This is a genomic window from Candidatus Hydrogenedentota bacterium, assembly GCA_018005585.1.
Lineage (GTDB): Bacteria > Hydrogenedentota > Hydrogenedentia > Hydrogenedentales > JAGMZX01 > JAGMZX01.
Genome location: JAGMZX010000014.1, coordinates 22,992 through 49,601, shown reverse-complemented (window position 1 = coordinate 49,601; position 26,610 = coordinate 22,992). Strand labels below are relative to the sequence as shown.

Below are 26,610 nucleotides of genomic sequence, written 5' to 3'. Positions count from 1 at the left end.
GTGGCGCGACCGCGCCGCGGAACTCCTGGAAAAGGCCGGGCTCGCGGACCGCATGACGCATAAGCCGGGCAAGCTCAGCGGCGGCGAGCAGCAGCGCGTCGCGATTGCCCGCGCCCTGTTCAACAAGCCCACCATCGTGCTCGGCGACGAACCCACGGGCAACCTGGACGAACGCACCGGAGAAGGCATCATCGATCTCCTGCTGCAACTGAACGCCACGGAACGGGTCACGCTCGTCCTGGTGACGCACGACGACGCGCTGGCGCGACGGGCGCACCGCTGCGTTCACCTGCACGAAGGCAAGGCCTATCCGCGCAATCCGGACGAGGCGGCCCCTGCGTTCGATTGAGCCTGGGCGAACGGCTGACGCGGCGAATGCGTCTTTTCATACACTTGAAGTCATGCACGCCTGACCGCCTGACCTGATATCGGCCGTAGCAGGCATGCTCGAGGTTTCCTATGAATATCGCCATGATTCCCGCCCGAATGGGCAGCCAACGGCTGAAACAGAAGAACCTGCGCGAACTCGGTGGCGTGCCGCTGATCACGCGCGCCATACGCAAATGCAAAGACGCCGCATGTTTCGACGAAATCTGGGTCAATTCCGAGGACCTGGCGTTCGGGAACATCGCCGCGGCCGAGGGCGTTTCCTTTCATCGGCGGCCCGCGGAACTGGCTGACCACGTGGCTACGAGTGAACAGTTTGTCTACGAGTTCCTGATGAAACACCCCTGTGAACGCGTGTTTCAGGTGCATTCCATCGCGCCGCTCCTGACCGCGGACCAGGCGCGGGAATTCGTGCGAGGCATGACCGAAAGCGGCTGTGATACGATGTTGTGCTACACACCCGAACAGATCGAGTGCGCTTATGAAGGGCAGCCGGTCAATTTCAGCTTCGACGCGAAGACCAATTCGCAGGAATTGAAGCCCGTGCAGCGCATCCCCTGGAGCATCACCGGCTGGCGCCGCGCGACGTATCTGGCCGCGGCGGACGCGGGCAGGACCGCGACCTATTCCGGCCGTATCGGGTTCTTTCCGGTCGACCGGCTCGCGGGCGTCATTATCAAGACGGACGAAGACCTGCGCATGGCGGAAGCGCTGTTGCCGCTGCGCGCGGGACTGTAAACAAAGGGGAGTATAGGCTTTCCGTGGCATACGTGAACCTCGTTACCGGCGGCGCCGGTTTCATCGGCTCGCATCTCTGTGAAGCCCTGCTCGCGCGGGGCCAGGAAGTGTTGTGTCTGGACAATTTCTTCACGGGGCGCAAAGACAACATTGCGCACCTGCTGCAGAATCCGAAGTTTGAACTGGTACGCCATGACGTGATCAACCCGGTCATGCTCGAGGTGCACCGCATCTACAACCTGGCGTGCCCGGCGTCGCCCGTCCATTACCAGTACAACCCCGTGAAGACGATCAAGACAAACGTCATGGGCGCGTTGAACATGCTCGGGCTGGCCAAGCGCGTGCGCGCGCGCATCCTGCAGGCGTCCACGTCGGAAGTCTACGGCGACCCGCAGATTCACCCACAGGTCGAATCCTACTGGGGCCACGTCAATCCCATCGGGCCGCGCTCCTGCTACGACGAGGGCAAGCGCGTGGCCGAAGCGCTGTTCTTCGACTACCACATGCAGAACAAGGTCGACATCCGCGTCGTGCGCATTTTCAACACCTACGGACCGCGAATGCTCGTCAACGACGGGCGCGTCGTCAGCAATTTCATCGTGCAGGCGCTGCGCGGCGAACCCATCACCATCTACGGCGACGGCAGCCAGACCCGCTCGTTCTGCTACGTGAACGACCTCGTCGACGGGCTCATCCGCATGATGGATGCCGACGGCTTCACCGGGCCCGTGAACCTGGGCAATCCCGGCGAGTTCACCATCCGCCAACTGGCCGAGATGGTCATCGAGTTGACCGAATCCAAGTCGGAACTCATCTTCAGGCAACTTCCGCCTAATGATCCTGTGCGGCGCCGGCCTGACATCAGCTTGGCCAAGGAGAAACTCGGTTGGGGCCCCACCGTACCCCTCCGCGACGGACTGGTCCCGACCATTGCCTATTTTGACGAACTCCTGCGCAAGGGGTAATGCGCACCCCGGGCGCGCCGTATGCTCGCGCGGGCGCGCCCGCCTCTTGTGTCTCCGCCGGCCCCGAATCCGTATAATACGAGCCTATGCCCGAGAAATGGATGAAGCTCGAAGAGGTTTCCCCCCACCGCGTTACGCCCATGCTGCGCCAGTATTTGCAGGCCAAGGCGGAATGCGGCGATTCCCTTCTTTTCTTCCGCATGGGAGACTTCTTCGAATTGTTCTTTGAGGACGCGCTCGAGGCATCGGAACTGCTCGGCCTGACCCTGACCTCGCGCGACGACGCGGGGAAAGACCGGCGCGTGCCCATGGCCGGGGTGCCAGCGCGGGCCGTGGACGCGTACGTGGCGCGCCTGCTCAAGGCCGGGCGCACCGTCACGCTGTGCGACCAGATGGAGGACCCGAAAGAAGCCAAGGGCATCGTGAAGCGCGCGGTCGTGCGCACCATCACGCCGGGCACCGTCATCGAACCGGAACTGCTCGAAGAGACGGCGAATAATTACCTGTGCGCGCTGGCGCTGCACGACGAGAATGCCGGCCTCGCGTTCGTCGACATCTCGACGGGGGAGTTTCTCGTCGCGCAGGCCGAGGGCAACTCGCAACGCGCGATCACCGACGAATTCACGCGCATGAACCCCGCGGAGGTGCTGATCGCGCGCGACATGGACGAGGCCGCGCTCAAGCGCCTGCGCCAGCGGCATGCCGCGGCAACGTTCACGCCGCGCGCGGAACTGGACTTCGATCCCCAGGCCGCGCGCGAACTGCTGCTTGATTTTTTCGGCGTAAGCACGCTGAAGGGCTTCGGCCTCGAAGACGCGCCGGTTGCCACGGCGGCGGCGGGCGCGGCTATTGCGTATGTGAAGCAGACGCAGCGTGACATGGCGCCGCACCTGCAATATCCGCGCCGGTACAGCCCCGCGGGCTACGTCGTGCTCGACGGGAACACGCAGCGCAACCTCGAACTGATCGAGTCGCTCGCCGACAAGCGCAAGCATGGCACGCTCCTCGGCGTGCTCGACCGCACGCTCACGCCCATGGGCGCGCGCATGTTACGCCACTGGATACTCCATCCGCTCGTCGACGTAATGGCCATCCGCGCGCGGCTTGACGCGGTCGAGACGCTGCATGACAACACGGAATTGCGCATGACCCTGCGTGATTTGCTGCGTGGCGTCGCTGATCTCGAGCGGTTGCTGGGCCGCATCTCCTCGAAAACGGGCAACGCGCGCGACCTCAAGGCGCTGGGCGCGTCGCTGACCCGCGCGCCCGGGCTGCGCGCCGCAATCGCGGCGGCGCAGGTTCCGTATCTGCGAGAACTGCGGGAAGAAATCGACGAACTCGCGGACGTGGCCGGGTGGATCGAGTCCTCCCTCTCCGACGAACCGCCGCTCGCGCTCAACGAAGGCAGGATCTTCAAAGACGGCTGCGACCCCGAACTGGACCGGCTCCGCGGCCTTGTCCGCGGCGGGCGCGACTGGATCGCGACGCTGAAGAAGGAAGAAACGGAGCGCACGGGCATCCAGAACCTCAAGATCGGCTACAACAAGGTGTTCGGCTACTACATCGAGGTCAGCCGCGCCAACACACACCTGGTCCCGCCGGATTACGAGCGCAAGCAGACGCTCGTCAACGCGGAACGCTACGTAACGCCGGCGCTCAAGTCGCGCGAAGAGGAAATCGTCACGGCCGAGGAGCGCATGTGCAAGCTGGAGTACGACCTCTTCGCGGCGCTGCGCGGGCGCGTCGCCGCCGAGGCGCGGCGCATCCGCCGCACGGCAAACGCAATGGCCGCGCTCGACGTGCTCGCGGGACTCGCGGAAACCGCCGTACACAAGGGCTACTGCAAACCCGCGGTGGACGACGGGGACACGGTCCACGTCCGCGACGGGAGGCATCCGGTCGTCGAGGATTTGATGCCGCGCGGCGATTTTGTGCCCAACGATACGCTTCTCGACCCCGCAACGGCCGCGCTCCAAATAGTCACCGGCCCGAACATGGCCGGAAAGTCAACCTACCTGCGGCAGGTCGCAATCATCGTCTTGATGGCGCAAATCGGCAGCTACGTGCCCGCGGCGGAAGCCCGGGTCGGCGTGGTGGACCGCATCTTCACGCGCGTCGGCGCATCGGACAACCTCGTGCGCGGCGAAAGCACGTTCATGGTCGAGATGACCGAGGCCGCGAACATCCTGAACGCGGCGACCGCTCGCAGCCTGATCGTGCTCGACGAAATCGGCCGCGGCACGAGCACCTTCGACGGCATTTCCATCGCGTGGTCCGTCGCCGAACACATCCATGACCATATCCACGCGAAAACCCTCTTTGCCACGCACTATCACGAGTTGACCGAACTCGGCGAGAAGCTCGAACGCGCGAAGAATCTGAACGTCGCCGTGCGCGAATGGGGCGACAAGGTGGTGTTCCTCTACCGTATCGTCGATGGCGGAGCAGACCACAGCTACGGCATCCAGGTGGCAAAACTCGCCGGATTGCCGCCGCAGGTAATCCGGCGCGCGCGCGACATACTCGAGTCCCTGGAAGCGGGCAACCCCGTGTCGGCCGGCCTGCCACAGCAAATGTACCTGTTCGGGCCCCAGACGCCGCCCGAGCCCAGCCCCGTTGAGCGCGAACTCGGACTCGTCGACCCTGACGCGCTCAGCCCCAAGGAAGCGCACGAACTGCTCTATCATCTCAAGCATATGCTCCGTACGCCCCGGCACGAGAAGGGCCCTGCATAGCGGCGAGCCGGAGCATGTGAGATTTCAGATTTGAGAATTCAGACCCCGGCATCCGGCAGTCTGCAAATGCCCGCCTGGAATTGTGTATACTCCGCACGGAAGGCGCATCAAGGAAGAGACTGGAGGACCGGCACTTTGGACGCGGGGGCCGCAGCATGAAACTCACCCAGCAACAGGGCGTGCTTATCACTGACTACCTGCGTGACGTCGCGGCCGCGCTCGACCAGAACCTCTCGCCCGAGGCGCGGGACCAGGCGCTCGCGCAATTGCGTACGGACCTCTACCGCGCCTTGGAAGGGACGGGCCGCGATCGCATCGGCGACGCCGAAGTCGCGGCCGCGCTCGCTCGCTTCGGCACGCCGAAGGAACAGGCGCAGTCGCTGGCTTCCGGCGAATTCGACACGCGCGTGTTGTTGCCCGAAGGCGACCGCGTCTGGCTGGGTGTGTGCGCTGGCCTGGCGGCGAAGATCGGCGTCGAGCCCTGGATGCTGCGGTTGGTCGGGCTGCTGGTCTGCCTGGGCGGCCCCGCGCTCAGCCTGCTGACCATCGCGTCGCTGCGCGACTGGAGCAGCGTTACCCTGGGCCTCTTCACGATATCGCTGGCGCTCGTGACGTACCTGCTTTTGTTCGCGTATTTGCGCATTGTGGCCGGGCCGCGCGCGCTGCCGCCCGTGCGCGTGTTTCCCATCCTTGTAAACGTGACCGTGACTCTGATCATTGCCGTGGCGCTGCACCTCGGCGTAGGCTACCTGCTCGACCTGCTGCGCTACGCGCATGAAACGTTCCTCAAGCGCCCCTTCCCCGATGTGGGGTCCTGGGGCTGGATCGAATACCAGGCGGGCGGCATGCTGTTCTGGGCCCTTGCCTGTTGCGTGCCGCTGGCCATCCTGGGCAGCCTGCCTCTCGCGAACGGATGGGACCAGAGCCTGAAGAAGGCCGGCCATGCGGGCCTCGCGGTCTACGGCACGGCGCTCGCGTTCGGGGTCGCGTCTTTTATCACCGGCGTAATCATGGACCTCGCCGGGAACCTCGAGACCCTTCAGGGGTTCCTCCCCTGAGCGTTACGGCCCCGCCGCTTCCTCCGCTGCCTGGGATAGCGCCACCATCGAGCGCGGCGCGAGCGTGGTCTGCGCGCGCACCCACCGGGCGTGTTCCGGAAGCGGATGCACGATGTCATAGGGCGGCGGCGCGGCCGTAGCGACGCGGATTGACCACCGGCCCGGCGGCAGGGTGAACACCACGGCCTCGCGCGTGTTGTTGAACAGCAGACAAAGCCTCGTGCCGCCGTTCTGCGCCGCGCCGACCACGCAGCCGATCGGCGTATCGGTAGCGTCCCACCATGGTGCACCGCCAGATGGGTCGACCCACCGCAGGTCGGGCTCGCCGCCTTCGCGTTCCGGCTTGCCCGTAAAGAAGGCATCACGCTGGAAGACCGGGTTGGCTTTCCGGAATTGAATCAGTTTGCGGCAGAACGAAAGCAGGTCTCCGTACCGCTTCGTCAGGGACCAGTCCAGCCAGGACACTTCGTTATCCTGGCAATAGGCATTGTTGTTGCCCTTCTGCGTGCGGCCCATCTCATCGCCGTGCAGGAGCATGGGCACTCCCACGGAAAGGAACAGCGTTGCGAGGAAGTTCTTCTGCATGCGGTTCCGGAGATCGTTGATGCGCGGGTCGTCTGTATCCCCTTCCGCGCCGCAGTTGTCGCTCAAGTTGTCATCGAGCCCATCGCGGTTGTTCTCGCCGTTGGCCAGATTGTGTTTCTGGTTGTACGAGACGAGGTCGCGCAGCGTGAACCCGTCGTGACACGTCACGAAATTGACGCTGTGCGCGGGCGTGCGCCCGTCATCCTGATACAGGTCGGAACTGCCGGAAAGCCGCGACGCGAACGCGCCGCGCGTACCCCAATCGCCGCGCCAATACCGGCGCACGTCGTCGCGGTAGCGCCCGTTCCATTCCGCCCACCGCGTATTGCCGAACGCGCCCACCTGGTACGCACCGCCGGCGTCCCACGCCTCAGCGATCAGTTTGGTTTCGTGCAAGACCGGGTCTTCGGCGATGCGCTCGATCAGCGGCGTCTCGTAGTGCAGATTGCCTTTGCGGTCGCGTCCGAAAATCGACGCCAGATCAAAGCGGAAGCCGTCGATGTGCATGGCTGCGACCCAATAGCGCAGACAATCTACGATGAAGTCCTGCACGACGGGATGATTGCAGTTCACGGTATTGCCGCAGCCGGAGAAGTTCAGGTAGTCGCCTGCCTCGTCCAGGATGTAATAGATGCTGTTGTCCAGCCCGCGAAAACTGAGGGTCGGCCCGCGCCCGTCCCCCTCCGACGTGTGATTGAAGACGACGTCCAGGATCACCTCGAGACCCGCGCCGTGCAGCGCGCCCACCATCTCCCGGAATTCGTCGATGTGCTCGCGATTGACGGCGCTGCACGCATAGCGGCCCGCGGGAGCGAAAAAGCCGATATTGCTGTAGCCCCAGTAGTTCTTCAGTTCGTCGCGCGTCGCAATGCTGCACCGGCCCAGCCAGGTCTCGCCGAATTCCTGAATCGGCAGCAGTTCGACCGCGGTCACGCCCAAATCGAGCAGGTACGGAATCATTTCGACGAGACCCGCGTACGTGCCGGGATGCTCCACGCGGGAGGAGGCGTGCCGGGTGAACCCGCGCACGTGCGTCTCATAAATGATGGACGACGCCAGCTGCGTGCGCGGCCGCGCGGAATCGGGCCAGCCGAGCGTTTCATGCACCACGACACACTTCATCGTGCCATCGTGGATATCGCCCGCAAACGCCTTCGCGTGGGGATCAAGCAAGTAGATGTTGGACCGGAACCGGTGCCCCGCCCACGGTTCGTAGGGACCCTCCATCCGATACTTGTAATAGATGCCCTCGGGCAGGTCGCGTACGAATATGGACCAGACGTCGCCGGTCCGGTGGCGCTGCGGGTCGAATTCAAACTCCCATGCGGGCTTTGCATCCTTGATGTTTTCAAAGAGGGCCAGCCACACGCGTTTCGCGTGGCGCGAAAAGATGGAAAAGCGCACGCCTGTTTCATAGACCACGGCGCCGAGCGGGAACAGGCGCCCCGGCGTGACGCGCAATCGTGAAGTGTCAATTGGAGGCATAGTCCATTCGGCCTCAACCCGGCAGCATCCGATGGAAGCGTATTGTGCGACGCGCAAGCGGCGGGGATCAAGGGAAATGCCTCTGCTCGAGGCGCGCCGGGAGCGCAGCGCCTCCAGAACCCGTTGGTTTTCCTGCGCCCGCCTATCTCCTGTCTCTCAGTGCCTTGCCGTCCCTTTCCGTCTCTCGGACCGCGCCGCTACACCAGCGCGAGCCCGATCTCGTTGTTGAGATAGAAGCCTTCGGGGGTAGGCCGGTATGCGCCCTCGAACTCGCGGACCAGCCCCCGCTGGATCAACTCATCCAGTGGCGGGCCGAAATCGTCGCGCGCCTCCCCGCCGAAACGGTCCCGATAGTACTGCTTGGGCAAGCCATCGCGCAGGCGGAAATGCTGGATCACCGTTTCGACGCGCACTTCGCGTGCGGTCAGGCGCAGCGCCTCGCTCTTCTCGCCGGGCCGCGCCATGTAAGCGCGCGTGTCCGCGTGGTTCCGGGCGCGCACCCCGTTCACGAACGAGAACGCGCCCGTACCGAATCCCGCGTATTCTTCGTTACGCCAGTACCTGAGGTTGTGCCGTGCTTCAAAGCCGGGTTTCGCGTAGTTCGAGATTTCGTAGTGACCGTAATCCGCGAGCGCCGCCTCGGCTTCCTGGTAGAGTTGGAGCGATTCGTCCTGCTCGACGGCGTCCGCGGCGCGCCTCTCGAAGGGCGTGCCCGCCTCATACGTGAGGCCATAAACCGAAACGTGCGGCGGGCCCAAGTCAACGCACGCGCGCAACGTATCGCCCCAAGCCTCGACGGGCCGCGCGCCGAAGATCAGGTCCATGCCCCAGTTTTCGAAGAAACCTGCCACGGTCTCGCACGCCGCGCGCGCGCGCCGCGCGTCGTGCCGCCTCCCCAGATAACGCAGCGCGCCGTCGTCGAAGCTCTGCACGCCCAGACTGACACGGTTCACCCCTGCATCGCGCCATGCGCGCGCCAGCGCCCCGGTCACGTCGTCGGGATTCGCCTCGAGGGTGATTTCCGGCGCATCGAGCGAGAACCGGCGCTTCAGGGCCTCAAGAATCCGCGCGAGCGATTCGCCGCGCAGCAAAGAGGGCGTCCCGCCGCCCAGGAAGACGCTGCTCGCGGCCTGCGGCCCTTCAAACTGCGCGATTTCGCGGCACAAGGCGCCGACATAGGTCTCGGGCACGGCGCCCGGGGCGCGCTCGCGCACGAAATCGCAGTAGGGGCAGATCGTCCGGCAAAACGGGATGTGGATATAGATGCCGAACATGAGAACGATTGTACGGCCCTCAGCGGATGCGCCGCCAGCGGCGCGGCGGCCACCACACCGCGCGGGGCTTGCCCGCGAGCGCGCGCCGCGGCACCCAGCCGACGGTGCGGCTGTCCAGTGGCTGGTCAGATTCGTCATGGTCGGCCAGGACGAAATAATGGCCTTCGGGCACGACGGAATGCTGTTTGCTTTTCGACCGCCCGTACTTGGCCTCCGGGCTATTCAAGACGTAACGGGCCTCCGCCAGCGCGGCGGGAGCCGCCACGGGCACGTCGTCAATGTGCAGCCGTCCATTTTCGATGACGACTTTCTCGCCCGGCAGACCGGCAACACGGCCAATCAACAGGACGGGTTCCGCACTCTCGCCGGGCCGTGCCCAGTACACCACGGTGTCGCCTCGGCTCACGCGGCCCCAGTAGGCGGCCCAGAACCGCGTGCACGGAATGCGCAGGCCGAGCCCGAGGAAATCCACGTAGACATGCTCGACCCCGCTTCCATTGTCCGCGTGCACGGCATAGGAACGGCCAATCAGCAAGCGAACGAGCAGCAGCACACCCAGCACCGCCAGCAGGGAACGCCACCACCAGGTCTTCGAGAAGCCCGTGAAATCACGCCAGCGCGCGGGCGGAAACCAGATGCACGAGACGCGGCCAACGATGTTCTCATTCGGCACCCAGCCCCAGTAGCGGCCATCGCGGCTGTTCCGGCTGTTGTCGCCAAGCAGCAGGTAGTGGCCCTCGGGAATCAGCGCGTACTTGTCCTCAGGCCGGATGCCGTACATCATGCCGGACATGTAGCCCGGCGGCGCGACGTATTCCTGGTCCGGCGGCATGAAATCGGGGATGCGCAAGGGCACGTGGAGCTCGGGCGCGGCGCCCGGCCGCTCGACGTGCTCCGCCGAGACGAAATCGAGGTCGGGCGCGGCTTCCGGGGCGGGAACCGGTTCGCCTTCCCGGAACACGCGAAAGACCCTTCCGCCGTGGATATTGATACGCTCGCCGGGCATGCCGACGATCCGCTTCACCAGCGTCGGGTGTTCCGCGTTCGGCTCCACCGCCTTGAACACGACAATGTCCCAGCGTTCCGGCGGCCGACCGTGCCAGATGCGCTTGTTCATGAAGGGGTACCGCACGCCGTAGACCCACTTGTTCACGAACACGCGATCGCCCTTGAGAAGCCCTTCCTCGCCGTAGAACGTCGGCAGCATCGACCCGGAAGGAATACGGAACGGCTCCGCGATAGGCCAGCGGATGAGCAGGGCGATGCCGACGGCAATGCCCAGGCTTCGCAGCCACTCGATGGCGCTCGCCCGGGTGATGTCTCCCGAAAACATCACCATGGCGCCGATGGCCAGGAAGAACACGCCGCCCATTTGCACCCAGTCAAAGCCGCTGATTCGGGCATACTTGCCCCCGAAGTAAAAGAGCGCGCCGCCAATCAGCACGATTACGCCGCCGACCAGCCAACCGCTCACGACCACCTGCTCATTCCCCGGCTGTTGAGAATTGTCCGATTGTTTTCTTGACATGTTGCTTGGCAGTAAATCCGGTTGAAGACTCATTATGATGCAGGAGCATCAAAGAATACCGCATTGTGCTCGTGAAAATCCCCTTTTCCCACGCCAACCGTCATTGGCGCGCGCGGCGCCGTCTGGTCAGGCGAATTGCTTCGAAAACCACGATGCACGCCGGTATTCCGTAAAACAGGCTCATGCCCCACCAGGTGCGCGAGAAGCCCGTGAAATCGCGGCGGCGGTCCCAAGGCCACCAGACGGCGAACGCGCGCCCCAGGATATTCTCGCGCGGAAGCCAGCCCCAAACGCGGCTGTCAATGCTGAATTGGCCCGCGCTGACGCTGTTGTCCCCGAGCACGTAGTAGCAATCCTCTGGCACGACACAGAACGCATCGGCGGGCGCGACGCCTCTGGCAAGCTCGACGCCGTAGCGCATCGGGTGCTCGCTCATCACCATGCTCAGGAACGCGCGTTGTTCCAGCGAGTCCTCCCAGCGGGTGATCATGGCCTGTACATCCACGTTGTTCACGTAATAAACGCCGGCCGGCATATCCTCCGGAAACGGGACTTCCTCGCCGTTGATGGTGACCTTGCCATTGTGCAGCACCACGCGCTCACCGGGCAGCGCGACAACGCGCTTGACCAGAAACCGGTTCGGGCTGCCGGGGTCCGGATTGCGGAACACGACGATGTCCCAGCGCGCGGGCGCGCCCCAGTGGCAGAGCCACTTCGTGGTGAAGGGAATCCGCAGGCCATACAGCCATTTGTTCACGAGCACGCGGTCGCCTTTGAAGAAATTCGGGTCGCCGTGGATGGTCGGCTCCATCGAGCCGGTCGGAACAGTGAACTGGTCGATCACGCAGCCTTTCAGGAAGAAGAACAGGCCCAGGACCGCGAGCCAGCCGAGCAGGTTGCGCCGCGTCCACGGGCCCGTGACCGCCTGTATCAGGCGCACCCAAAGGGGCCTTCGGTCTCCGGCGTCTTCGTGATGGACGGACACTAGCGCTCCGCTTCCTCATTCACCTGCAATAAGGCCATGAACGCTTCCTGCGGCACTTCGACCGCCCCGACCTGCTTCATGCGCTTCTTGCCCTCTCTCTGCTTTTCGAGCAATTTGCGCTTGCGGGTGATATCGCCGCCGTAACACTTGGCGGTCACGTTCTTGCGCACCGGCTTGATCGTTTCGCGCACGACGATGCGCCGCCCGATAACCGCCTGGATAGCCACCTCGAACTGCTGGCGCGGGATCAGCCGCCGCAGCTTCTGCGCGAGCGCGCGCCCGACCCGCTCCGCCTGGTCCCGGTGCACGACGGCCGAAAGCGCGTCCACCGGCTCGCCGTTGAGCGCGATATCGAGCTTGACCAGGTCGCCCGCGCGGTAGCCGATGATCCGGTAATCAAAGGAGCCATAGCCGCGCGTGTACGATTTCAGTTTGTCGTAGAAATCGAGCACGATCTCGGCCAGGGGCATCTGATAGACGACCAGGCAGCGCTTGCTGTCGATGTAATCCACGCGCACGTGAATGCCGCGCTTGCGCTTGCACAGTTCAATCACCGGGCTTACGTACTCGGTCGGGCACATGATGTCCGCCTCGATGTACGGCTCCTCAATGACCTCGATCTCGCCCGCGGACGGCATTTGCGAGGCTTTTTCGACCACGAGCAGCGCGCCGTCGGTCTTGCGCACCTGGTAGGCCACGTTCGGCACGGTGGTCACGAGCGTCAGATCGAATTCGCGTTCGAGCCGCTCCTGGATAATCTCCATGTGCAGCAGGCCCAGGAACCCGAGCCGGAACCCCAGGCCCAGCGCGTCGGAACTGTCCGCCTTGAACTCGAACGAGCAGTCGTTAAGGTGCAGTTTTTCCAGGGCGTCGCGCAATTCGTCGATGTCGTTCGCCACGGCGGGGTACATGCCGCAAAACACCACCGGCTTCACTTCCTCATAGCCGGGCAAAGGCTCCCGCGCCGGGTCCTGCGCGTCCGTAATCGTGTCGCCGACGTTCGTGTCGTCAAGGGTCTTGATATTGCAGATGAGGTAGCCCACCTCCCCGGCGCCGAGCGCCTCGTGCGGCGTGTCCTGCGGACGGAACACGCCCACCTCGTCGACCTCATACCGGTTCCCCGTGGACATGAACAGGATGCGCTGCCCTTTACGCACGGATCCGTCCACGATGCGGATATGCACGATAACGCCGCGGTATGTGTTGTACACCGCATCGAACACCAGCGCGCGCAACGACGCATCCGGCCGGCCCGACGGCGGCGGCACCTTCTTCACGACCGCCTCCAGAATCTCCGCCGTGCCGACGCCTTCCTTGGCGCTGGTCAGGACGGCCTCTTCGGCGTCGAGGCCGAGCACGTCCTCAATCTGGCGGCGGGTATCGTCCACGTCCGCGTTGGGCAAATCGATCTTGTTGATGACCGGGATAATCTCGAGGTTTTCGTCGATGGCCTTGTACGCGTTGGCGAGAGTCTGTGCCTCCACGCCCTGAGCCGCGTCCACGAGCAGCAAGGCGCCTTCGCACGCCGCGAGACTGCGCGACACCTCATACGAAAAGTCCACGTGCCCGGGCGTGTCGATCAAGTGCAGTTCATATTCCTGCCCGTCTCGCGCGCGGTAGGTCATGCGCACGGTCACCGCCTTGATCGTGATGCCGCGCTCGCGCTCGATGTCCATCGTGTCGAGCGTCTGTTCTTTCAAATTGCGCCGTTCGACCGTGCCCGTGAATTCGAGCAGGCGGTCCGCCAGCGTCGATTTCCCGTGGTCGATATGCGCAATAATGCAAAAGTTGCGTATGCGCTCCTGGGGTGTCGGCATATTCAAGGGCATTCAGACCTGCCGTTTCCGAACATTTCTTCTATCACCCGCACGCTGCGGAATTCCGCCTCCAACTGCCGCGCCGCATATTGGCGCAGCACGATAAATGCATCGGCCGGCGCGCGGATTTCCGGGCACACGCCGCGCGCCGCGGCCAGCGCGCGCAGCGCGGCATACGTTTCGCGCGACAGGCGCCGGTCCGCATGGCAGCCCGGCGCTACCACGCCGCCTTCGTACGCAAAGCCCGGCGTCTCGGACACAAGCGCGCCGGTCCGCACGCATCGGTCGAGCACAGGCTCAAACCCGGCTTCGCGCAGGAGCCGCAGTACCTGCCAGCACACGTGGGTCCGCGCGTCGCCCGGCCACGCAGCCATGGACGCCAGACCGCCGGTCAAGGCTGCGTACAGACCCTGCGACGGGTCGTTCTCATGCGCTGCCTTGGCGGCAAACTCCAGCGCGAACGCGGCGTAGGCGCTCTTTTCGAGGTTGCTCTTGAGCCCCGAATATGCGTCCAGCAGCGTCGCCTCGCCCAGGTTCTGCACGCCGCGCCCGTCTTTCCAGTAATACACCAGTTCGACGCGATTGAACGTGTCGAGCGCGGCCGCCACCGGGCTGTTCTTGCGCCGCGCGCCTTTCGCGAGACACGACATGCGGCCCCGGCCGGGCGTTAAGAACGTCACAATCCGGCTCGACTCGCTGAAGTCGACCCCACGCAACACCACCGCTTCCGTTCGCTCTTGCGGCACGGCGACCTCCGGCTCTCGATCTCGGGGGGCAGGCAACTGCAAACTCGGGCGAGTCAAACCAGAACGATGATACCACCGGTGCTCAAAGGCGCGCAAACAGGGGTCATTTTGAAACACCGGATGCCTGCGATACGTCGCCCGGCCCGGCGACCGCCACGGGGCGTTCGCGGGTGGCAAAGGCGCGTTCTTGCGCCTCAACAAGGCAGACGCGGAACTGTTCCGCAAGCCGGAAGACGTCGGGCGGAATGAAGATGCTCGTATGGCTGCCCTCAACCGAAACGACCTGTACGCCGCCTTGCGCGTAGCGCTCCCAGTCTCCGGTCCGCGAGCTGCGGCCGGCCGGGCTGATGCCCTTCGTAGCACGGAAAAACGTGACGACACCCGGATACGGTTGCGCGCGATACCGGCGGTGTTCCCGCAGGTTGAGGCCAAAAGTGAGGAACATCCGCCGTATGGCGGGCATGTCGATGAGCGCCAGTTGCTGGTTGCGGTCAAGGGCGCGGGCTACCCCGGCGTGCCGGCGCATGACGCGATGGTACCTGTCCGCGACAAACCAGCGCACATAACGGCGGGTAGTGCCGCGCTCGTACCGGGCCGCGACTTCGCGCCGCACCGCCGCCGCGATCAGGTATAGCCCGTCGCGGGCAAAGGGAACGATCCACCAGCCCAGGCGTACGGCGGCAGGCAGCACCCGCCAGGAACGGGTCAGCACACGCCGCCAGCGCGAACCGCGCTGACGCGCCGTCCGCGGCGCGGGGCAATCGAAGATGGCGAGCAGCGCGACGGTTTCGCCCGCCATGGCCAGTTGCCGCGCAGCTTCGTACACCACAAGCCCGCCATAGGACCAGCCGGCAAGATAGTAAGGGCCATTGGGCTGGACAGCGCGGACCGCCGCCACATGATGAGCCGCCAAGGCTCCCACGCCGCGAATGCCGGGACACGGCCGGGCGAGGCGCGGGTCCTGCAGCCCGAACACGGGCTGGTCTGGTCCGAGGACCAGCGTAAGGTTGTAATAGGGATAGACCAGCCCGCTCGCCGGCGCGGCGAAAAAGAGCGGCGGCCGCGCGCCGCCCGTGCGCAGCGGGATGATCGTGTCTGCGTATGCCGCATCCCCTGCAGGCGCGGCGCGGTCACCGGTCAAGGCCTCGCGTACCCGCGCGGCGAGCGCCGGCAGCGTCGGGTGCTCGAACACGGCGGAAACGGGTAGTGTCACCCCAAACGCCTTCTGAATGCCGTCGAGGAGCAGGAAGATGAGCAACGAATGCCCCCCGGCCTCGAAGAAGTTCTCGCTTGCGGATACGTGTTCGCGGCGAAGCACCTCGCGCCAGACCCGAGACAGGCGTTCTTCCGTCTCGTCAGGCAATGCGCCGAGTGTCTGTTCCTCCGGAAGCGGCCGGGCCGCGGCGCGCATTACCTGCTGGTCGATCTTCCCGCTCACGGTGACCGGCAACGTATCGAGCGCCACGAATCGAGCTGGAATCATGTACGCCGGCACACGGGCGCGCATATGCGCGTGCACGGCCGCCGGTTCCAGAGGCCCGTCCGCGGGCACATAACAGGCAACCAGCTCTTGTCCGCCCGACTCGACGGCGCGCAGGTGCGCCGCGCACGCCCGCACGCCGGCGTGTTCAGATAGCGCCGCCTCGATCTCGCCCAGCTCGATGCGGAAACCGCGCAGCTTGACCTGGCTGTCGCGGCGGCCCAGATACTCGAGCAACCCGTCCGCGCGGCGGCGAACCATGTCGCCCGTGCGGTAGAGCCGCTGCCTGCCCGCGAGCGGCAACGTCATCTCGACGAAGGCGGCCGCGGTGAGGTCAGGCCGGTTGAGATACCCGTCGGCCAGGCTGACGCCGCCGATGTATAATTCGCCGGGGACGCCAACCGGCGACGGGCACCCGTGCGTATCGAGCACATAGAGGCGCACATTCGCGACCGGGGCGCCGATCGGCACAAGTTGCGATTCGGCGCCCGTGCAGCGATACACGGATGCGCAGACGCTGCATTCCGTGGGACCGTAGGCGTTGTAGAACGGCGCGCGCGCCGCCCAGCGCGCGGCCAGCGCCGGATCGCACGTCTCGCCCGCCGAGAGCAGCGCCTTCAGGTCCGGCAAAGCGACTTCCGGCAGCAAACGCAGCATCGTGGGCGGAAAGGTAGCGTGCGTGATGCGCTGGTCCGCCAGGAACCGCGCCAATGCCGCCGGGTCGAGAATCGTCTCGCGCTCCGGGACCACCAGCGCCGCGCCGGTGCACAGCGCCATCGTCAATTCAGACACAAACGCGTCGAACGCGGGCGACGCGAATTGCAGCACGCGATCCCCCGGCTGCAGGTCATAATAACGCCCTTGCCAGACGGCGAGATTCACCGCCCCGCGATGCGGGACTATTACGCCTTTCGGCGTACCCGTCGAACCCGAGGTGTAGACCACATAGGCCGCGTCGGACGGAGTAACGTCGCATTCCGCGCGGCACCCGCAAGTTGCCTCGCCGGCAACGTCTTCGATCACGATCACGGGACACGCCGGCGCTTCCGCGCGGTCCTGCAGCGCTCGCGTCGTGACCAGGGCCACCGCAGCGCAATCGCGCAGAGAGAAGGCAATGCGCGCGGGCGGCGCGTCGGGGTCGATCGGCACAAACGCCGCGCCGCTTTTCAGTACGCCGTACACCGCGGCGACAATCCCGATTCCGCGCGGCAACAACAAGGCCGCGCACTTGCCAGGTCCCGCGCCCAGCCCGCGCAACCGTTCCGCCAGCGCTTCGGCGCGGGCTTCAAGCCCCGCATAGGTAACCGAATCGCGCTCCTCTTGCGCGGCCACGGCGCCGGGTGTACGCTCCGATTGCGCCTTGATCATCGCGTCCAGAGTAAGGCGCTCGGGATAAGACGCCGCGGTCTCGTTCCACGCGACAAGCACATTGCGCAGTTCGACCGGGCTGAGAATCGGCAATGCGGCGATGGGCGTGTCCGGGGCGTCCGCGATGCCTTGCAGCAGATGCTCGTAATGCTCAAGAAGACGCGCCATGCGCTCGCCGTCGAAGAGGTCGCGGCTGTATTCCACGGTGGCGACAAAGCCGCGCGCCCGTTCGCCGATCGTCAGGCTGAGATCGAAGCGCGTCCGGCCGGTCTCGAAGGGGAATTTCGTGATGCGCAGGTCAGACATTTCGAATTCGCGGCGCGGCACGTTCTGCAGCGCGAATACGACCTGAAATACGGGCGAATGAGCGAGGCTCCGCGCAGGCTGCAGGGTCTCGACCAGTTTGTCAAACGGCATCTGCTGATGAGACTGCGCATCCAGCACGGTTTCGCGCACTTGCCCGAGATACGCACGAAAAGACTGTTCCCCCGCGACCGGCGTGCGCAGCGCCAGCGTGTTCGCGAAAAAACCGATCGCGTGCTCGACATCCGGCTCGGTCCGGCCCGCGACCGGCGACCCGATGACAATGTCGCGCGCGCCGGAATACCGGTATAGCAACACGTGAAACGCCGCTAGCAGGACGGTGTACAGGGTCGCGTCTTCGCGCCGCGCCATTTGCTGCAGCGCTGCGCGCAGCGCTTCCGGCAGCACCCGCGCCTCCCGCCCGCCCCGGAACGACTGCGCCGCCGGCCGGGGCCGGTCGCCCGGCAGTTCGACTACCGGCAGCGGCCCGCACAGCTTCCCGCGCCAGTACGCAAGGTCCGCGTCCAGTTCGTCCGCCAGCGCTGCGCGGCGGCGGCACACCGCATCCGCGAACTGCACCGGCAACGGCGGGAGCGCGGGCTCGGTCCCCCCGCGCGCGGCCTCGCAACAAGCCAGGAAATCGCGAGTCAACAGCCGCGCGGACCAACCGTCGGACACGATGTGGTGCATGATGAACGCGAGCACGTGCCGTTTCGCGGCCAGACGGCAGACCAGAACGCGCAGAAGCGGCGCCTGCGCCAGATCAAAGGGTTCCTGCGCCAGCGCCACGGCCGCGCGCCGAGCATCCTCTTCCGCGATTTCGTCCGCAAGCTCCGAGAAGTCGTGAAATATGACGGGCGGCGGCGCCTCGGCGACGATCACCTGCGCCAGGATGTTCTCCACGCGCTCAAACTGGGTCCGCAGCGCCTCATGCCGCCGCGAGACTCGCGCAACCGCCTCGCGCGCGCGCTCGAGGCCGAAATCGCCTTCGAGAACGTACGACGCGTGCATCGTGTAAGCGCCGCTGCCCGGTTCGAGCGCTTCCAGGAACCACAATCGCTGCTGCGAGTGCGAAGCGGGTGCGTATTTGCGGCCCGGCCCAATCATCCGCGCCAGTTCCGCCTTCACTTCCCGCGCCGCCGCGCGCACCGCGTCTGTCATCGCGCCCTGCGGCGCGCGCAGGCACAATTCGCCGCCGTCCGACCACACCTGCGCGTTGTGGTCCAGCAGTGCGGCCAGCGCCTCGCGCGGCGTCATAGGCGCTCTTCCTCAAACTCCGCGACAGCGGGCTCGCGCGGCGTCTCGTGCGGCAGTTCGTACTGCAGGCGCCTCGCGATGCGCCGGGCGGCTTCGCCCAGCAGGCGCGGCAGCCGCTCCTTGCGCCATGCCTCGGCAAGCGCGGGGTCAATCGACGTATGGGTCAGGAAATTCGGGTCGCCCGTCGCGCGCTTGCCCGGGCGCACGCCGTCGAGCATCGACCCCTTGTCGTACGGGAACAGCATGTCCGCGTCGAACGGCACGTCAAGCACGGCGCAAACCGTGCGTAACACCTGTTCCGGCGCGCGCACCATTTCCTCGTAGCACACGCGTATTCTGCGCCCGGGCGGCACCTCTTCCAGGAACGCCTGGATGTTCCCGTTGTGCACCGTCCAGACCTCTTCGGCCAAAAGGTACGGGTCGGCGTGGCCGAAATCGAACATGCGGCCAGTGCGATTCTTCACGTAGGACGCAATGCCCGCGTACGGGTGCCGGTGCAGGTATATGTAGCGCGCGTTCTCGAAGAGGTCTTCCGCCCGGCGCAGCGCGTCAACGCTGCCGCTGTACGACGGCGACTTGTCGACCAGCAGCCGCGGCGCGGCGCCCTCCTGCAACATCCGGTACACGTCCTGCACGGGCGTGAGGTCCGCCGTCATGCGGTCGATCAAGGCCCGGCTTTCCTCCTCGCCGCAGCCTCGAAGCTCCATGAACGCGCGCTGCAGGCCGTCGCCGAGATATTTGCCGTCGCCCAGCGCAATGCCGCGGTCCCGCAAATCTTCAAACGGGAGAATGTGCAGTTCCGGCGGGCTGAAGAGCGCCTTGTTCGCCGAGAGGATAACACGCAACAGCGTTGAGCCGGAGCGCGGCGCGGCGAAAACAAACACGCACGGCGGATTCTTGCGCACGGCCTTGCGCGGCTGCTTGACCTTGCGCGCCATCTCGTCGAATTTGGCTTTCAGGTAGCCGCCCTCCGGCGGCGTCTCGCCCGTTGACTTCCGCTGGTGAATATCCAATTCGCGGGTCAAGTGGCCCGCAAACGCCGCCAGGTTCGGGCGGTCAAAGACCTCGCGCGGGTGGACTCGGAACTTGAGGTCACGGCTCAGCCCGCTCAGCAGGTCCGTAACCATGATCGAGTCCATGCCGAGTTCCGCCACGCCGCGGTCCACCGGAATCTGGTCGGGGGAAGCGCCAAGCACCGCGGCCACTCGCGCGCGCACGAGTTCCAGCAGCAGCGCTTCGCGCGATGCGCCCGACGCGGCCAGAATGTCCGCGGCCCCGGCGCTCGGGCCCTTCTTGTGGTCTGCTTGCAGTATCGCGCCCAAGAAAGGCGACGCGGAGAACTGCCAATACGATTCGGCCAGGGCGGTCCAGTCCGCGTTGAATACGCCCGCCTGCGTCACGCCCGACGCGAGCAGCACGTCCAGCGCGCCAAGGCCCTCCTCCGGCGCAAGACTGTGCATGCCCTGCCGCGCCATGCGGCCGCCGCGCAATTCCGACGCCGCCATGCCCGCCTCCGCCCAGGGGCCCCAGTTGATGCTCAGCGCAGGAAGCCCCTGCGCGCGCCGCCACGCGGCGAAGGCGTCCAGAAACGCATTCGCCGCCGCGTAGTTGCCCTGGCCTGCCGCGCCCAGCAACGAAGCCACGGAAGAAAACAGCACAAAACAGTCCAGGGGCGCATCGCGCAACGCATGATGCAAGTTCCATCCGCCCCGTGCTTTCCCGCGAAACACCACATCGAAAGACGCGGGGTCAAGCTGCGGCAGGAGCCGGTCCTGTAGCGCCCCCGCGAGATGGAACACCCCCCTCACCGGCGGCCACTGTTCCCGCGCATAGCACGCCAGGAATGCTTCCAAGTCCGGCAGGTCCCCCACGTCTACCGCCGCCGCGTGCACGCATGCGCCCAGTCCTTCAAGTTCGCGCGCCACGCCGATGCGGCGGCCTGTCTCCGAATCCGCGGGCACGCTTGCCCACTCCGTGCGCGGCGGAAGCGGATGCCGCGCCAGCAGAATCAGCCTCCGTGCGCCGCGCCGGACCGCCCACCGCGCAACGGCGCAACCCAGCCCCCCAAAGCCGCCGGTAATCACGTAAGCGCCGTCGGGGCGAAACCAGAACGGCTCTGCGAGCGCCGGAATGAGGCGGCGCAAACGCGCGGCATAACGCGTGTCTCCGCGCCATGCAACGATGTTCTCATGGTCGCCCGCGAGCAATTCCGAAAGTGCGCGCCGAACCAGTGCCGGCCCGGCATGCGCCGGCAGGTCGAACAGCTTTCCGGCAAAATCCGGGTACTCGACCGCCATCGTGCGGAAAAGCCCCCAGGCGGGCGCCTGGTCCAGCGCGGGAGCGGGGTCATCGTTTGTGACGCGTACCGCGTTGCGGGTCACGTGATGAATGCGAGGCGCTTCGCGCGAGCCGGCGTGTCGCGAGAGGGCCTGTCCCAAGTAGAGCAACGCCAACAAACCGGGAGACGAGTTGCACCCGTCCCCTGCCTCCGCGGCCACGGATATGGACGCCGGTACGGCGGCCCCGCCGCGTTCCGGAAACATCTCCGCGGGTTCGTGGCTCCCGCCGCAGGCAAGGGCCGCCCGGCGCCCCTTTTCAATGGGCGTCTCTCCTTGCCGCGCTGTCCGCGCGCAAGAATCCAGACCCCAGCAGTTGACGATACCGCGCGGCAGATCCGCTTGCGCGAGAAAATCGCGGACGAGACAATGCAGGTCCTCGAAATTGAGGGTCGCCGCACAGGCGGCGGCCAGCTCGCGATAGGCCCCGCCCCTGCGCACGCAGAACGTCTTCTGCCCGGACTGTGCCAGCGCGTGCGCCAAGGCCGCGCCGAATCCCTGTTCATCGCACAAAACGAGCCAATCACCGGCGGCGCCCGGCGCACGCATATCGACGGTGGCCGGTTCCCAAGCGACATCGTAGAGCAAAGGCTGGACGCGCGACACGGCAGCCTTGTCAAGGGCCTCGGGTTGAGCAGCGTTTCCGCGGACAACAGCGGCCTGCGCGGTCCAGGCGGGGCCTTCCTTCACGCACCAATAGCTCGCGCGCTGGAACGGATACAACGGCAAATCGACACGGCGGTGCGGACGGCTCGCGTGGAAGGCGGCCCAATCGACGGGGGCACCGCGCGTCCACGCCTTCGCGAGACTCGACAGCAATACGCGCCAGTTGTCGGAATCGCGCGAGAGCGAGGGCAGCCACGCCGCCTTTGACGCCGCGATGCAGCGGCGGCCCATGCCGATGAGCGTTGGGGCCGGGCCCGTCTCGATGAACAACGCCGGCTGGTCCGTTTCGAGCGCCCGCATGCCTGCGCCGAAATCGACGGGATTCCGCACGTGGTCGCGCCAGTAGCGCGCATCGAGCACCGTGCCCGCGGGCAGCACCGCGCCGCCACGGTTCGAGACCAGCGGCACCCGCAGCGGCGTATATGCGAACCGGCCCGCTTCGCGCTCGAACGCGTCGAGGATCGGGTCCATCAGCGGCGAGTGAAACGCGTGCGACACGTTCAGCGGCTCGGTGCGGACACCGCGCTCCCTGAACCCGGCCGTCACCGCGGCAACCGCGTCGCGTTCTCCGGAAATCACCTGCAGGTTCGGCCCGTTGAATACCGCGATGACCACACACGCTTCGCTGCCGCGCAACGCATGCGCGACCGTCTCGCGGTCCGCGAACACAGCCGTCATCGCGCCCGTATCCGGCAACGATTGAATCAGTCTGCCCCGCAACGCCACCAGCCGCAGTCCGGTCTCCAGGGAAAATGCGCCCGCGGCGCATGCCGCGGCCAGTTCGCCAATGCTGTGGCCAATGACCGCGTCCGGGACGACGCCCCACTGCATCCACTGTTGCGCGAGCGCCACTTCGAGCGCAAACAGGGCGGGCTGCGTGTAGGCCGTCTGGTGGATCGGGCTTTGCGCGCCGTGAGGGGGATAGATCGCATCGGTCAGGGGCACGTCCAGCGCGTCCCCGAGAATCGCGCTGCTCCGGTCGAGCATCTCGCGGAATTCCGGGCTGGTTTCGTACAGTTCGCGCGCCATACCCGGAAATTGCGCGCCTTGGCCCGTGAACAGAAAGACGACGCGCGGCGGCACGCCGGGCCGGGTCTCGCCCAAAACCGCCTCGGACGCCGGTGTGCCCGAGGCTGCGGCGTCCAATACCTGCAACAGGCTTTCTCGCCCGGCGCCGTCATCGCCATCCGTCACGATCGCCAGCCGGTGCGGCAGGCCGGCGCGCGCCGTATTCGCGCTGAAACAGAGGTCGCTGACCGGCGGCGCGGTACGGCGCGCGTGCGCGGCGTAGGATGCCGCCAGCACGCGCAGCGCGGCGTCGCTGTGCGCGCTCAGCGTAAGCACATGCCGGGGCCGCGCCACCGGCCGTGTGCCGCTGTGCTCGGCCAGGAACGGCGGCGCGGGCGCTTCTTCAATCACAATGTGCGCATTGGCGCCGCCGAAGCCGAACGCGCTGACGCCCGCGATGCGGCGCATGCCCACTCTGCCCTCCCTGTCCGCGGGGGAATGCGCGGGCGCGCGGTTCTCGCGGCGATCCGGCAATCCGGTTCCCCTGTTTGCCGGCCACGGGACCGGCGCCGCCGGGAATTGCACGGGCAGTCCGCCGGCGCGAATCAACGGGTTCAATTGCCGCAGATGAAGATGCGGCGGAATGACTTCGTGCATCAGCGCGAGCACTGTCTTGATCAGTCCCGCAACGCCCGCCGCGATCTCGAGATGCCCGATGTTCGTCTTGACCGAGCCTATGCGCAGCGGGGCGTCCGGCGCGCGGCCCGTGAGCAGGGTATCCTTGACGGCTTCAAATTCGATCGGGTCGCCGACAGGCGTGCCGGTGCCGTGCGCTTCGAGATACTGCACGGCCTCGGGCGCAACCCGCGCGTCCTCGAGCGCGGCGCGAATCACGGCTTCCTGCGCCAGGCCGTTTGGGGCCGTGAGGCCATTGGTCCGCCCATCGTGGTTGATCGCCGTGCCGCGAATGACGGCGAGCACGCGGTCGCCGTGCGCGATCGTGTCGGAAAGCCGTTTCAACACCACGATGCCGCAGCCCTCGCCGCGCACGTAGCCGTCCGCCGACGCATCGAAGGCTTTGCAGCGCCCGCTGGACGACATCAGGCGCGCCTGTGAAAGCGACACGGTGCCCACGGGGCTGAGCAGCAGGTTGACCCCCCCCGCCAACGCCAAGTCGCATTCGCCTGCGCGCAGGCTCGCGCAGGCGTGGTGCACCGACGTGAGCGATGCCGAACACGCCGTGTCGACGGCCACGCTGGGCCCCTGCAGATTGTAGAAGTAGGAGAGCCGGTTGGCTGCAATCGACGTGGCGTTTCCCGAGGCCACATACGCGTCGTTCGGACAACCCGCCGTCAACTGCACCTGTATGTAGTCAATATTGCCTATGCCGATGAAGACGCCCGTCCGCGAGCCGGACAGCGCCGCCGGCGGAATGCCCGCGTGTTCCAGCGCGTGCCAGGAGATTTCGAGCAGCAGGCGCTGCTGCGGGTCCATGCGCGCGGCTTCGCGCGGCGAAACGTCGAAGAACTGCGCGTCGAACTGGTCGATATCCTTCAAAAAACCGCCCCAGCGCGTGTTCGTCTTGCCCGCCGTCCCCGGATTTGGGTCGTACAAACGGTCATTGTCCCACCGGTCGCGCGGCGTCTCCGAAATCGCGTCCACGCCGTTGTACAGCAGTTCCCAGAAGGCGTCCAGCGAGTCCGCACCCGGGAAACGGCACGCCATGCCGACAATAGCCAGCGGTTCGCCGCGCGGGCGCGCCCGCGCGCCGTATCCGGTCCCGCTCGCGCCTCCCGACAGCGCCCGGGCCAGTGCGTTGATGGTAGAATGCACGTACGCGATCGTCGGGGCAAGCGCCCGTCCGAGGAATCGCTCCAATTCGCCCGCCAGCTGCACCGTGGCCAGCGAACTCAGCCCCAAGCCCGAAAACGGTTCCTCTCCGGTCAACACCTTCCCAGAAAGGCCCGTACGCCCCGCCACGAGCCGCAGCAGAAACTCGCGGATGGCCGGGAAGTCTGGCGCGTTTCCGGACGGTGCGGCCTGCACACACGCGCCCGCCGCCGGACGCCGCCACCGGGCCAGGCAGCTCAGAGAGGCATCCAGAAACGCGGTGCGGCAAGCGTGCCGCCGCACCTTTCCGCTGGTCGTCTTAGGAATCGCGCCCGCGCGCACAAACGCGATCGCATGGACCTCGAGTTCGTGGTTGGCCGCGATGGCGCGGCAGACCTGCGCCGCCAATTCGTCCGCGTTGAAACCGGATTCATGGCCGCGCTCGACTTCGCATGCAACCGCCAGCCGTTCCTCGCCGTCCACGTCGATGCCGAAGGCCGCGCACCCGCCCCGGCGCAAGACTCCGTGCGCCGCCTCGACCGTCGCCTCGATGTCCTGCGGATGATGGTTGTAACCGTGGATGATCACCACGTCCTTCAGCCGTCCCAGAATGACCAACTCCCCCGCGATGCATGCGCCAAGGTCGCCCGTCCGCAGATAAGGGCCCCGGCCGTCCGCGAGCCGCGCCGCAAATGCCTCCGCGCTTTCCAGCGGCCGGCCCCAGTATCCCCGCGCCACGCCCGGGCCCGACACCCAGACCTCGCCTGTGCCCCCCGGCGCGACCGGCCGAAACGTCTCGGGGTCCACGACCAGGACCTCCGTGTCCGCGGACGGCGCCCCGCAGCCGGCGCGCTCGCGCGGGCCGCCCGCCGCGTCCACTGCGCACACGGCCGGCGGCCGGTCCGGCGGCGTGAGCGTAACGGCGAGCGTCGCCTCCGCAAGTCCGTAACACGGCGACAGCGCCTCCGGTCGAAATCCGCAGGGCGCAAACGCTTCTGTAAACCGCCGCAGCGTCTGCGCGCGCACCGGTTCCGCGCCATTGCACGCATTACGCCAGGACGAGAGGCAGAGCCCCTCGCGGTCCGTTTCCGACACGCGGTCAACGCATAGATCGTAGGCGAAATTCGGCGCGACGCTGAAAGTGCCGCGATACGCCGAGATCGCGCGCAGCCAGCGCGCGGGCCGTTGCACGAAATGCTCCGGCGGCATCAGAACGCCGCGACAGCCCAGAAAAACCGGTTTGACAATCCCCGCCACCAGCCCCATGTCGTGAAAATGCGGCAGCCAGCTCACGACGACACTGTCGGCGGCATGGCGGAGCCGCTCCTGCATAAACCGGCAGTTGTGGACCGCGTTGCCGTGCGTCACCATCACGCCGCGAGGCTGGGAGGTTGACCCGGACGTGTACTGCAGAAACGCGGTCGCGCCGGGGCTGATTTCCGGCGGCGTGAAGGTCACCGCGCCCGGCAGGATGTCTGTCGCGAGGAGTCTATCCGTGGCGTCAAAGACACCGGTGAGCGACACGCGCAGCGGTTCGCAGTTCGCCGCATCCGTCAACAGCACCGACGGCTGCGCGTCCGCAATCATGCTCTCCAGCCGCCCGCGGCCGCGGCGGCCCCACAGCGCCGACGCGGGCACGGCAATCACCCCTGCATACAGGCAGCCGAAAAACGCGGCGATGAATTCGAGTCCCGCGGGATACAGCAGCATGGCCCGGTCGCGCGGCGCCGTGCGCGCCCTAAGCGCAGCCGCCACGGCGCGCGCGCGCACATCAAGCGACGCATAATCCCACGTGACGGCATCGTCTTCGCCGTCCCGCAAGAACGTGAAGGCGGCGCGATCCGGCGTCAGCGCGGCGCGCCCGCGCAATACGCCCACAAGCGTTTCCTGCTGCACTTCCTCACCCATGCCTGCCTCACATCCGTAATGACGAACGCTCCGGCTCGAATGACCACGCCGGGAAGACTGCTTTTCCCATCAATGCATAGATGCCTGCGGCGGCGGCCCCTTCGCTTGCACCCACGCCGCACGCCGCTCAGGCCAAGCCCTCAGTATCCAC

The 26,610-nt window shown here is 66.2% G+C and carries 13 protein-coding genes; 5 read left to right on the top strand and 8 right to left on the bottom strand.

From position 1 onward, the window contains the following. The 5 genes from KA184_04215 to KA184_04195 form a co-directional block, all read left to right on the top strand. Nucleotides 1-349: ATP-binding cassette domain-containing protein (locus KA184_04215; protein MBP8128762.1), on the top strand; the 349-nt coding region annotated here is incomplete at its 5' end. Between the two features lie 110 nt (nt 350-459). After that, nucleotides 460-1,125, top strand: a complete 666-nt coding sequence (locus tag KA184_04210; protein MBP8128761.1) for a cytidyltransferase — start codon at nt 460-462, stop codon at nt 1,123-1,125. 23 nt (nt 1,126-1,148) lie between these two features. Beyond that, a complete protein-coding gene (locus KA184_04205; GenBank protein ID MBP8128760.1) occupies nt 1,149-2,090 on the top strand; it encodes an SDR family oxidoreductase in 942 nt (313 codons plus the stop codon). Nucleotides 2,091-2,191: 101 nt separating this feature from the next. Further along, on the top strand, nt 2,192-4,825 hold the full coding sequence (gene mutS / locus KA184_04200) for a DNA mismatch repair protein MutS (protein ID MBP8128759.1): 2,634 nt from the start codon (nt 2,192-2,194) through the stop codon (nt 4,823-4,825). A gap of 155 nt (nt 4,826-4,980) precedes the next feature. Then, entirely contained in the window at nt 4,981-5,883 is a 903-nt protein-coding gene (locus KA184_04195; protein MBP8128758.1) for a PspC domain-containing protein, read from the top strand. A gap of 3 nt (nt 5,884-5,886) precedes the next feature. On the opposite strand, the gene glgX is transcribed toward KA184_04195, so the two are convergent. The 8 genes from glgX to KA184_04155 form a co-directional block, all read right to left on the bottom strand. Continuing rightward, nucleotides 5,887-7,953: a glycogen debranching protein GlgX gene (gene glgX, locus KA184_04190; protein MBP8128757.1), complete on the bottom strand. Its 2,067-nt coding sequence runs from the start codon at nt 7,951-7,953 to the stop codon at nt 5,887-5,889. 197 nt (nt 7,954-8,150) lie between these two features. Continuing rightward, complete coding sequence (hemW, locus tag KA184_04185) at nt 8,151-9,227, bottom strand: radical SAM family heme chaperone HemW (protein ID MBP8128756.1); 1,077 nt, start codon at nt 9,225-9,227, stop codon at nt 8,151-8,153. 19 nt (nt 9,228-9,246) lie between these two features. Further along, entirely contained in the window at nt 9,247-10,755 is a 1,509-nt protein-coding gene (gene lepB, locus KA184_04180; protein MBP8128755.1) for a signal peptidase I, read from the bottom strand. 100 nt (nt 10,756-10,855) lie between these two features. Next, a complete protein-coding gene (lepB, locus tag KA184_04175; GenBank protein ID MBP8128754.1) occupies nt 10,856-11,740 on the bottom strand; it encodes a signal peptidase I in 885 nt (294 codons plus the stop codon). Beyond that, nucleotides 11,740-13,569 (bottom strand): translation elongation factor 4, encoded by a 1,830-nt coding sequence (gene lepA / locus KA184_04170; protein ID MBP8128753.1) that lies wholly within the window; start codon nt 13,567-13,569, stop codon nt 11,740-11,742. Before lepA ends, lepB (KA184_04175) begins: the two co-directional genes overlap by 1 nt. Continuing rightward, nucleotides 13,560-14,303: a DNA repair protein RecO gene (gene recO / locus KA184_04165; protein ID MBP8128752.1), complete on the bottom strand. Its 744-nt coding sequence runs from the start codon at nt 14,301-14,303 to the stop codon at nt 13,560-13,562. Before recO ends, lepA begins: the two co-directional genes overlap by 10 nt. 103 nt (nt 14,304-14,406) lie before the next feature. Next, nucleotides 14,407-18,711 carry an amino acid adenylation domain-containing protein gene (locus KA184_04160; GenBank protein ID MBP8128751.1) on the bottom strand — a complete coding sequence of 1,435 codons (4,305 nt, stop codon included), beginning with the start codon at nt 18,709-18,711 and terminating at the stop codon, nt 14,407-14,409. Then, nucleotides 18,708-26,459 (bottom strand): AMP-binding protein, encoded by a 7,752-nt coding sequence (locus tag KA184_04155; GenBank protein ID MBP8128750.1) that lies wholly within the window; start codon nt 26,457-26,459, stop codon nt 18,708-18,710. The genes KA184_04160 and KA184_04155 overlap by 4 nt, the downstream gene beginning before the upstream one ends. Nucleotides 26,460-26,610: the final 151 nt, after the last annotated feature.